At 73.9% G+C, this 9,967-nt stretch carries 9 protein-coding genes; 7 read left to right on the plus strand and 2 right to left on the minus strand.

From position 1 onward, the window contains the following. Positions 1 to 259: 259 nt before the first annotated feature. From Q1K57_RS02755 to Q1K57_RS02770, 4 genes are read left to right on the plus strand one after another with little or no spacing between them, the layout of a single operon-like run. Entirely contained in the window at positions 260 to 781 is a 522-nt protein-coding gene (locus Q1K57_RS02755) for a hypothetical protein (protein ID WP_300078757.1), read from the plus strand. Then, positions 771 to 1,493 (plus strand): response regulator transcription factor, encoded by a 723-nt coding sequence (locus Q1K57_RS02760; RefSeq protein WP_300078760.1) that lies wholly within the window; start codon positions 771 to 773, stop codon positions 1,491 to 1,493. The genes Q1K57_RS02755 and Q1K57_RS02760 overlap by 11 nt, the downstream gene beginning before the upstream one ends. A 3-nt stretch (positions 1,494 to 1,496) precedes the next feature. Further along, complete coding sequence (locus Q1K57_RS02765) at positions 1,497 to 2,486, plus strand: HAMP domain-containing sensor histidine kinase (protein ID WP_300078762.1); 990 nt, start codon at positions 1,497 to 1,499, stop codon at positions 2,484 to 2,486. After that, positions 2,483 to 3,703 (plus strand): OmpA family protein, encoded by a 1,221-nt coding sequence (locus tag Q1K57_RS02770; protein WP_300078764.1) that lies wholly within the window; start codon positions 2,483 to 2,485, stop codon positions 3,701 to 3,703. The genes Q1K57_RS02765 and Q1K57_RS02770 overlap by 4 nt, the downstream gene beginning before the upstream one ends. 10 nt (positions 3,704 to 3,713) lie before the next feature. On the opposite strand, the gene Q1K57_RS02775 is transcribed toward Q1K57_RS02770, so the two are convergent. Then, positions 3,714 to 4,838, minus strand: coding sequence for an iron-containing alcohol dehydrogenase (locus Q1K57_RS02775; protein ID WP_300078767.1), 1,125 nt, complete (start codon positions 4,836 to 4,838; stop codon positions 3,714 to 3,716). A 247-nt stretch (positions 4,839 to 5,085) separates the two neighbouring features. Between Q1K57_RS02775 and Q1K57_RS02780 the strand changes: the two genes are divergently transcribed. Together Q1K57_RS02780 and Q1K57_RS02785 are read left to right on the plus strand one after the other, a co-directional pair. Continuing rightward, entirely contained in the window at positions 5,086 to 6,582 is a 1,497-nt protein-coding gene (locus Q1K57_RS02780) for a leucyl aminopeptidase (protein ID WP_300078769.1), read from the plus strand. Positions 6,583 to 6,584: 2 nt separating this feature from the next. Further along, positions 6,585 to 8,138 (plus strand): FAD-dependent oxidoreductase, encoded by a 1,554-nt coding sequence (locus Q1K57_RS02785; RefSeq protein WP_300078771.1) that lies wholly within the window; start codon positions 6,585 to 6,587, stop codon positions 8,136 to 8,138. Positions 8,139 to 8,475: 337 nt separating this feature from the next. Here the strand turns inward: Q1K57_RS02785 and Q1K57_RS02790 are convergent, their stop codons facing one another. After that, complete coding sequence (locus tag Q1K57_RS02790; RefSeq protein ID WP_300078773.1) at positions 8,476 to 8,802, minus strand: hypothetical protein; 327 nt, start codon at positions 8,800 to 8,802, stop codon at positions 8,476 to 8,478. A 74-nt stretch (positions 8,803 to 8,876) separates the two neighbouring features. Here Q1K57_RS02790 and Q1K57_RS02795 point away from each other — a divergent pair. Continuing rightward, positions 8,877 to 9,967: biotin/lipoyl-containing protein (locus Q1K57_RS02795; RefSeq protein ID WP_300078776.1), on the plus strand; the 1,091-nt coding region annotated here is incomplete at its 3' end.

Here is a 9,967-nt window from a genome sequence, read left to right on the forward strand (position 1 = left end):
TGGCGGTCGTGCAGCGGCGAATGGAGCGGTTCGGTCATCGGCGGCCCTTTCGTGTCCGGATCAGCCTAGACGACGCGCCTCCCCCCACAGCGCGGAACCGACGGCGGCGGAGCGCCGGCGATCTCCGGGCGTTCCACACCGGGTGTCGAGCGCGGCGCGACGGCATGTATCAGGACTGCGACAACCCCGCGATGGAATCGACGCCACAGCCACACGGGGGTGCATTAGCGTCCTCGCAACCCCTACGAAAGGCCTCGAGATGACGCTTCGCCTGGTCACCGCCTCCGCCTTCACCGCCCTGCTGCTGAGCGGCTGTGCCGTCACGATCGGCCCGTCGACCGCTCCGGCGTCCGGCGAACCCGCCGCCGCGCGGACCTGGACCTATGAACTGGTCGACTCCGCGACCCGGCCCGCCGGCGCGACCTCCGCCCGGATCAAGGGGACGGCCGACACCTACGCCAACTCGACCTCGCTGTGGGTCGGCTGCGAGGGCGTGGCGGACGAGGTCGTGCTGGCCACGGACGGCAGGTACCAGCGGCTGGTCGGCCACCTCGGGCTGCGGGACAGCGCCCCCGCCGGACTGGTCGTCCACACCCTGGTGTCGGTCGATGGCCGGCCGGTGCAGAACGTCCAGCTGGACAGCGATGATCCCGTCCCCGTCGAGGTGAACGTCGTCCTCACCGGCGTCCAGCAGGTCACCTTCCAGTCCCAGGCGGTCGCCGGCCAGTGCAGTCCCTCCGACGACTCCTACGCGGTGCTGGGCGACGGCCATGTCGAGTGACGCGCCGATCCGGCTGCTGCTGGTCGACGACGACGAGGCCATCACCGGCGGCCTGGCACCCCTGCTGGCCCGCGAGGGCTTCGCGGTGGACGTGGCCGCGGACGGGCCCGGCGCCCTCGACCGGCTGGCCGGCGGCGGCGTCGACATCGTGGTGCTGGACGTGATGATGCCCGGCATGGACGGACGCGAGGTGCTGCGCCGGCTCCGTGCCGCGGGCTCGGCCGTGCCGGTGGTGCTGCTCACCTCCGTGGGCGAGGCGTCCGAGCGGGCCCGCGCGCTCGACGAGGGCGCCGACGACTACCTGAACAAGCCGTTCGACGTCGGCGAGCTGATCTCCCGGGTCCGCGCCGTGCTGCGGCGGGCCCGTCCGGGCCGGCCCACGCTGGCCACCGCCCAGACCCTGAGCGCCGGCCAGCTGATCTGGGACCGGGTGGCCCGTCGGGCCTGGCTGAGCGGCCGCGAACTGCTCCTCACCCCCAAGGCGCTGGCGCTGCTGGACTACCTGATGACCCACCCCGACGAGCTGGTCACCCGGCAACGGCTGCTGGAGGTGGTGTGGGGCTTCGACGACCTGATCGGCACCCGCGCGGTGGACCACCGGATCGCCGAGCTGCGCCGGGTGCTCGGGGAGGACGTGGCCCGTCCGCGCTGGATCCAGACCGTGCCGGGAGCCGGCTACCGGTTCATCGCCGACGTGACGGACGGGAGGTAGGCCATGTCGTCGTCCGCCCGCTTCGCCCTGGTCACCGCGATCGTCGGAGCCGTGGTCACCCTGCTGGTCTGGTGGCTGACGCCGGGGATCACCGTCACCGTCGCGGCCAACCCTGCGGTGGTGGTGGCGCTGCTCACCGTGGCGATCGCCCTCGTCGGCGCCGTCCCCGGCTGGTGGCGCGCCCTGCGCCAGCGCCACGCCGGCGAGCTCGAGGCCCAGCAGGCCGAGCTGGCGGCCCTGGCGGACGCCCGCGAGGCCGCCGCCCGGAACAGCGTCGAACAGACCCTGACCGCGGAACGCGCCCGCCTGCTCGGCCGGATCGACCACGAGCTGAAGAACCCGGTGATGGCCACCAACCTGGCGCTCGACCGGCTGCGCGGGGCCGAGCCCGGATCGGCGGAGGCCGCGGAGGCGCTGGAGGTGATCGGCACCCAGTCCGGGCGCTTCGCCGCCCTGCTGCAGAGCCTGCGCAAGATCACCGACATCGAACACCGCGAGCTCGACCTGGAGGGCGTCGACCTCGCCGGAATGCTGCGGCTCGTCCATGACGAGGCGCTGACCAGGGACGCGGGCGCGGCGCGGCAGTGGACCCTCGCCCTCCCTCAGGCGCCCTGGCCGCTGCCGCAGGTGGTGGGCGACCACGACCTGCTCTACCTGGCCGTGCACAACCTGGTGGACAACGCCATCAAGTACACCCGCCCCGGCGACCGGATCGAGCTGCGGGCAGCCGAGTCCGCCGGCGGCGTGACGGTCGAGGTCGCCGACACCGGCGCCGGCATCCCCGCCGGCGAGGTGGACGGCGTCTGGGACGAGCTCTCCCGCGCGTCCACCGCCCGCGGCATCGCCGGCCAGGGACTGGGCCTGGCCCTGGTCCGCTCGGTGGTGCAGCGCCACGGCGGCCGGGTGGCCCTGCGCTCCCGCGTCGGCGAAGGCACCTCGGCCTCGTTCTGGCTGCCCGTACCCAGTCCATCCCCCACCCCGGAGAGAACATGAACCGCGTACCCCTCATCCTCGCCAGCGTCGCCGTGCTCGTGCTGAGCGGCTGCTCGGTCACCGTCGCCGGGCCGACGTCGGAGCCACCCGCGCCACCGTCCACCTCGGCGGCACCGGTCGCGTCGGGCACCCCGGGGCCGAGCGTGACCGCGTCCGTCACCCCCGGTCAGGTCCTGCCGGGGTACGCTCCCGGCCAGTTCCCCGCGATCCCGCTGTTCTCGCTGCCGGACACCTCGGTGCTCTCCAAGGGCGGCAAGAAGCTGCGCGAGAAGCTGGAGCTGACCCTGCCGGACCTGCCCGGGGTCAAGGTGAAGGCCGTGCAGTGCGGCAAGGACGGCACCTACATCAACGAGGACAGCTCGCTCGTCCTGTACGGCGACGGATCGGGCAGCTACGTCGGTCCGGACGGCAGCTACACCCGCGGCCGCGACGGCTCGGAGACCTCGGTCAGCGGCAAGGAGTCGATCACCCGCAACGGCAAGGGCGGTGGCACCTATGTCAGCGGTGACCTCTCGATCTCCAACGACGGCACCGGCTCCGGCACCTACGTCAGCGCCGAGGTCTCGATCACGCTGGACGGCAAGGGCGGCGGCTCGTACGTCGGGCCGCTCGGCTCGATCACGAACGACGGGAACGGTTCGGGCACCTACGTGGACGGGGCCGTGGCGATCACCAACGACGGCAACGGTTCCGGCACGTACGTGGACGACACCTTCAGCATCAGCAACGACGGTCGGGGCACCGCCAGCGTGGTCAGCCCCGACTTCTCCGGCGAGGTCCCCGCAGACCCGCTGCCGCCCGTCCCGCCCCTGGGGAAGTTCCCGCCGGTGGTGCAGGTCCTGCCCAGGACGGACATCTGCGGCTTCGTGATCACCCTCGCCGACGGCGTGCTGTTCGACTTCGACAAGTACGACATCCGCGCCGACGCCTCCGGCGTCCTGGACGACCTCGCCGCGGCGATGACGTCGATCGACGCCCGGAACGCCGAGGTCAGCGGCCACACCGACGCGATCGGGACCGACGCCTACAACCAGACCCTGTCGGAGCACCGCGCCCGTTCGGTGGTCGATGCCCTGGTGAAGCGCGGTGTGGCGACCTCCATGACCGCCAAGGGGTACGGCGAGTCCCGTCCGGTTGCCCCGAACGAGCTCAACGGCAAGGACAACCCCGCCGGCCGCCAGCTGAACCGGCGGGTGGAGATCTTCGTCCGCTCCTGAGCGGCGGCCGCTACAGCGACCGACGCAGGATGGCCGCGAAGTCGGCGGGGCTGACCGGTACCGGGTTGCCCTTCGTGCTGGACGCCTTCGCGGCGGCCTCGGCGACCGGCTCGATCCCGTCCTCGGTGAGGCCGAGGGCCGCGAGCCCCTCGACGCCGAGTTCGGCGATGGTCTCGTTCCACCAGTCGAGCAGGGCGTTCGCGTCCCGGTTGCCGGTGAGCAGCTCGCCCACCTCGGCGTACCGGTCACGGGTGTGCTCGTCGCCGTGGGCGAGGTTGAACTCGCAGACCGCCGCCATCACGGACGCGGTGATCGCGCCGTGCGGGGCGCCGATGTACCCGCCCAGCGGCCCGGCGATGCCGTGGGCGGCGCCGAGCTTGCCGTTGGCGAGAGCCAGGCCGGACAGCAGCGAGCACAGGCTCACGTCGGCGCGGGCGACGAGGTCGGAGCCGTCGTCGTAGGCCCGTCGCAGCCCGGAGGCAGCCCGCCGGATGCCCTCGCGACAGAACCCGTCGACGAGCGGGTTGGCGAACGGGGAGACGAACGGCTCGATGCACTGGACGAGCGCGTCCAGGCCGGCGTGGGCGGTGACGGCGGGCGGGCAGCCGAGGGTCAGTTCCGGATCGACGATCGCCACCCTGGCCAGCATGGACGGCGACCTCAGGCTGACCTTCACCCGGTGCTCGGTGGAGGTGACCACGCCGTTCGCGGTCACCTCCGAGCCGGTGCCGGCCGTGGTGGGCACGGCGACGAACGGCAGGCACGGAACCGCCAGCGGCCGGCCGGCCCCGATCACTTCCGCGTAGTCGAGCGGGTCGCCACCGTTGGTGACGAGGGCCGCGATGATCTTCGCGGCGTCCAGTACCGCCCCGCCGCCGAGGCCCACCACCACGTCCGCGCCGTGTTCACGGGCCGCCTGTGCCCCGGCCCGGACGACGTCCATGGTCGGCTCGCCGCGGATCGCGAAGGTGGCGGCGTCCGGCAGCCCGGCCAGCAGGTCGGCGTGCCGGGTCGGGTCGGACCCCGTGCAGACGAACGCGCGCGAGCCCGGGCCCGCGACGGCCCCGGGCAGCTCGCGGCGGGAGCCGGCTCCGAAGGAGATCCGGCCGGCGGTGGCGAAGGTGAAGGAGGTCACAGCAGCAGTCTGGCCGCTCTCGGGACGTCCTGTCGTCACCTGGGGCAGATGCCGGCACTGCGGAATTGCACTTTCGACGGCGCTCCGGGCGGCTCTGCCCCGCCTGACGGGCATCGAGAGCGCAATTCCTCCGGGGACTCTCGCCCGCGGAGCCGCATCGAGGGTTCTGAGACATCTGTGGACAACTCGGGACTAGCCTTAGGAGTCGCAGCCGCCCGACCGGCCGCGCCACCAGAGAGGACCCGCCGTGCCGACTTCCACCGTCCCCACCATCACCCTCTCGACCAGCGTCGCCAAGGACCCGGGCGTTCTCGTGGTCGGGCTCGCCGAAGCGTCGGAGGGTGAGGTCCTGATGGGCTTCCCGGACGACCTCGCCAAGTCGTTCACCAAGACCCTCGGCACCGATCTGGCCGGCGTCGCCCGGCAGCTGGGCGCGTCGGCCAGGCCAGGCACCTCCGTGCTGGTCGCCGGACCGGGCGGGCTGCGGGTCGTCGTGGCCGGGCTCGGGCCGATCGACGTCACCCCGGAGCAGGTGCGGCGGGCCGTCGGCTCGGCCGTCCGTCTGGTCGGGGGGCTGAGTGCCTCCGTCCCGCAGACGGTCACGATCAGCCTCGAGACCACCGAGCCCCAGGTGATCAAGGGCGCCGCCGAAGGCGCCCTGCTGGGCGCGTACAGCTACCGTCCGGCCAGCAAGGACGCGGCCGGCATCGCGGACGTCGTGCTCGTCACCACGAACCGCAAGCCCGAGGCGCGGCAGGCCCTCGACCTCGCGACCACGACGGCCAGGGCAGTGATCACCGCGCGCGACTGGGTGAACACGCCGGCGAACCTGCTCTACCCGGAGACCTTCGCGGACGAGGCGCGGGCAGCGGCCCGTGGCCAGAAGCTCGCCGTCGACGTGTGGGACGACAAGGCGCTCGAGAAGGAGGGCTTCGGCGGCCTCATGGCTGTCGGGGGCGGCTCCGAGCGCAAGCCGCGGCTGGTCAAGCTCGCCTACGCCCCCCGCGGCGCCCGGTTCCACCTCGCCCTGGTCGGCAAGGGCATCACCTTCGACACCGGTGGCCTGAACCTCAAGCCCGCTGACGGCATGTACACCATGAAGTGCGACATGGCCGGGGCGGCCGCCGTGCTCGCCGCGACCGTCGCGATCGCCGAACTGGGCCTGCGGATCCGGGTGACGGCCTGGGCGTCGATGGCCGAGAACATGCCGTCGGGCGGGTCGTACCGGCCGTCCGACGTGCTCACGATGTACGGCGGCAGGACCGTTGAGAACGGCAACTCCGACGCGGAGGGCCGCCTGGTGATGGCCGACGCGCTGGTGAAGGGCTCGGAGGAGAAGCCCGACCTCGTGCTGGACGTGGCGACGCTCACCGGCGCCTGCGTGGTCGCCCTCGGCGAGCGGGTCGCGGGGCTGATGGCCAGGGACGACGCCACGGCCGACCTGGTGCTGGACGCGGCGGAGGCGGCCGGCGAGCAGTTCTGGCAGCTGCCGATCCCGGAGGACGCCCGCCCGAAGCTCGACTCCAGGGTCGCCGACCTGAAGTCGACCGGCGACAAGGCCGGCGGCGCGCTCACCGCAGCGGCGTTCCTTTCGGAGTTCGTGCCGGCCGAGATCCCCTGGGCGCACCTCGACATCGCCGGTCCGGCGTTCAACTCGGGCAGCCCGTACGACTACACCCCCGCCGGCGGCACCGGGACGGGCGTGCGCACCCTGATCGCACTGGCCCACGCGCTGGCGAACTGACGATGGCAACGGACTTCGACCTGGTCGTCGTCGGCGCAGGGGCCGCCGGTCTGCTCGCCGCGGTCGCCTCCCGGCGCCTGGGCGACCGGGTGCTGGTCGTGGAGGCGGACGCGGTCGCCGGCGGCAGCACCGCGCTGACCGACGGACGGCTGTGGCTGCCCGCCAACCACCTGGCGGCCAAGCTCGCCGCCGACTCCACCGACGACGCGGACGCCTACCTGGAGGCCCTGCTCGGCCCGGTCACCCCGGAGTCGTCGGCGGAGCGGCGCAGCGCCTACACCCGGACGGCGGGCAAGCTCGCCCGCTGGCTGACGTCCTCGAACGTGCCGCTCGCCGTCGTGCGCAGCGTCCCCGACCACCAGCCGGACCTCGCCGGTGGCAAGGCGCAGGGCCGCGTCCTGGCCACGCAGTCGCTGGACCGGCGCGTGCTCGGCGAGTGGGCCGAGCGCCTCCGCAGCGACGGGGACGGTGGCGGCGGACTGCGCCGGCTCCTGCCGGGCCGGCGGCCCACCCAGACCCCCGGCGAGGCGCTCGCCGGACACCTGCTGCACCGCGCCACGGCCAACGGCGTCGAGGTGTGGCTGGACTCCCCGGTCGTCGACCTCATCGCCGGCGAGGACGGGGTCGGCGGGGTGGTCGTCCGCCGCGAGGGGACGGACACCCCGGTGACGGCGTCCCGGGTGGTGCTGGCCAGCGGCGGGTTCGAGCAGAACCAGGAACTCCGCGAGGAGTACCTGCCGCTGCCGACCGACGCCGAGTGGTCGACCTCGACCGCCCCGAACGCCGGTGACCTGCTGGGTCTCGCCATCGCCCACGGGGCGGCGACGGCCGGGCTGGACGAGGCCTGGTGGACGCCGGTCATGCTCGCGGACGGCCGTGCCTGGTCGCTGGACGAGGCCCGCGGCAAGCCGCACTGCCTGATCGTGGACGCCGCCGGGGACCGGTTCTTCGACGAGTCGCTGCCGGCGAACACCGCGGGCCGGGCCCTGTACGAGCGCAGCCGCGGCATGCGCGCCGTCCCCTCGTTCCTGGTGCTGGACAACCGGCACCGCCAGTCCGTCCCGCTCGGCCCGTGGCCGGCCGGCACCACGCCGAAGAAGGCCCTCGAGGCGGGCGAGATCGTCCGCGCCCACACCCTCAACGACCTCGCGCAGGCGCTGGGCGTGGACCGCGCGGGCCTGCTGGGCTCGGTGGTGCGGTTCAACGGCTTCGCCGGCAAGGGCAAGGACCTCGACTTCTCCCGCGGCGAGTCGGCCTGGAGCGCGGCCTCCGGTGAGCACGCCGGCCGGCGCAACGCCAGCCTCGGCAAGGTGGACAAGCAGCCGTTCTGGGCGGTGAAGGTCTACCCCGGGGACTCGGGCACCAAGGGCGGCCTGCTCATCGACGCCCGTTCCCGGGTGCTCCGCGCGGACGGGACGGCGCTGCCCGGCCTCTACGCCTGCGGCGGCGCGGCGGCCTCGCTCTTCAAGGGCGCCTCACCCGGCCCCGGCGCCGCGCTCGGCGCAGCCCTGGTCGAGGCCTTCCTCGCCGCGACGGACCGCCCCGCGGACGGCTGAACCTGCCCCACAGCACCCTCACGTCGTTCCCGGCGCCTGCACCCACACGTCGTTCCCGGCGCCCGCACCCACACGTCATCCCGGCGAACGCCGGGATCCCGGCACCGGCCCGGCAACGCCACCACAGGGATCCCGGGTCAAGCCCGGGATGACACGACGCCGCTGGGACGACACCACGCGGCCGGGACGACACCACGCGGCCGGAATGCCGCGACCAACCGTCCCACGGAACCGACCCCACAACGATCCCTGAGGAGCCGACCCGCGAGGAACGAGCGGGCCGGCGTCACGAAGGGCCGCGCACCGGCCCGACACCGCCACCACGCGTCGGGTCGGTTCAGCCGCGGGAGCGCCGCCTGGCGTTGTAGTCGCGCATCCGCTGGGGGTAGCCGACCACGCCGGCGTCGTAGGCGGGCAGGCGGTGGCCGGAGGCGAACTTCCGGGCCCACTCGACGCTGCCGACGCTGCGCCGCGTCCACTCCCCGTCGGAGGCGATCAGCAGCAGCGTGGCCCTCGTCATCGTGGTGGGTTGCTCGATGAACGCCTCCACGCCGCGACGGGTGGTGATGAAGTCCTCCAGGTGCGCGACGGTCGCCGCCTCGACGGCCGCGTCCCGGCCCGCGGCGGTCGCCGCCCTGTCCCGCTTTCTGGAGAACCAGCCCACGGCGCCCATTATGGCTGCCGGAATCCGGGCTAATGTGAACCCAGCACTGACAAGACAGCGAAGGAGCACGCGACATGTCCACTCCCGTCCCGTTGCCGGCACTCGGGGAAAGCGTCACCGAGGGCACGATCTCCCGCTGGCTGAAGCGCGTGGGTGACCGGGTGGAGGTCGACGAGCCCCTGGTGGAGGTGTCCACCGACAAGGTCGACACCGAGATCCCGTCCCCCGTCGCCGGTGTCGTGCTCGAGATCCTCGTCGAGGAGGACGGCGTCGCCCCGGTGGGTGCGGTGCTGGCCACGATCGGCGAGCCGGACGAGGCCGGCGGCGAGGCCCCGGCCGCGCCGCAGCCCGAACCGACGGCCGAGTCGGCCCCGGCCGAGTCCGCCCAGCCGGACGTCGAGGAGGAGCAGGCCGCGGCAGCCGAGCCGGCCGCTGAGCCGGCGCCCGCCGACGCCCCGGCCCAGGCCGAGGCCCCCGCCTCCTCCGGTGCCACGTCCGGCACGGAGGTCCTGCTCCCCCAGCTGGGCGAGTCGGTGACCGAGGGCACGATCTCCCGGTGGCTGAAGAACGTCGGCGACCAGGTCGAGGCGGACGAGCCGCTGGTCGAGGTGTCCACGGACAAGGTCGACACCGAGATCCCCTCCCCCGCGTCCGGCACCCTGCTGGAGATCCGCGTCCAGGAGGACGGCGTCGCGGCGGTCGGCTCCGTGCTCGCCGTGATCGGCTCAGGCGAGGCGGCCCCGGCCGCAGCGCCCGCCCCGGCTCCCGCTGCTCCCGAAGCTGCTCCTGCTCCGGAGCCGGCTCCCGAGCCCGCACCCGAGCCGACCCCCGCTCCGGCACCCACCCAGGCTGCCGCCCCGACTCCGGAGCCGGCCCCCGCCCAGGCACCCGCGCCCGCCCAGGCCGCCGCACCCAGCCCGGCCCGGCGGGCCGCCGAGGAGGCTCCGGACAGCGGCTACGTGACGCCGCTGGTCCGCAAGATGGCCGAGGCGGCCGGCATCGAGCTCGCCGGGATCACCGGCACCGGCGTCGGCGGCCGCATCCGCAAGCAGGACGTCGTGGCCGCGGCCGAAGCCGCCAAGGAAGCCGCGCGGAAGGCTGCCGAGGAGGCTGCCCGCGCCGCGGCTGCGCCGGCACCCGCTCCCGCAGCGGCAACCGCGGCACC

The sequence above is a fragment of the Propioniciclava sp. genome, from assembly GCF_029977985.1.
In the GTDB taxonomy this organism is placed as follows: Bacteria; Actinomycetota; Actinomycetes; order Propionibacteriales; family Propionibacteriaceae; genus Propioniciclava.

What these genes read in the sequence shown, in the direction of transcription:
- Q1K57_RS02755 (WP_300078757.1), top strand. Translation starts at nt 260, where the DNA reads ATGACGCTTCGCCTGGTCACCGCCTCCGCCTTCACCGCCCTGCTGCTG.
- Q1K57_RS02760 (WP_300078760.1), top strand. Translation starts at nt 771, where the DNA reads ATGTCGAGTGACGCGCCGATCCGGCTGCTGCTGGTCGACGACGACGAG.
- Q1K57_RS02765 (WP_300078762.1), top strand. Translation starts at nt 1,497, where the DNA reads ATGTCGTCGTCCGCCCGCTTCGCCCTGGTCACCGCGATCGTCGGAGCC.
- Q1K57_RS02770 (WP_300078764.1), top strand. Translation starts at nt 2,483, where the DNA reads ATGAACCGCGTACCCCTCATCCTCGCCAGCGTCGCCGTGCTCGTGCTG.
- Q1K57_RS02785 (WP_300078771.1), top strand. Translation starts at nt 6,585, where the DNA reads ATGGCAACGGACTTCGACCTGGTCGTCGTCGGCGCAGGGGCCGCCGGT.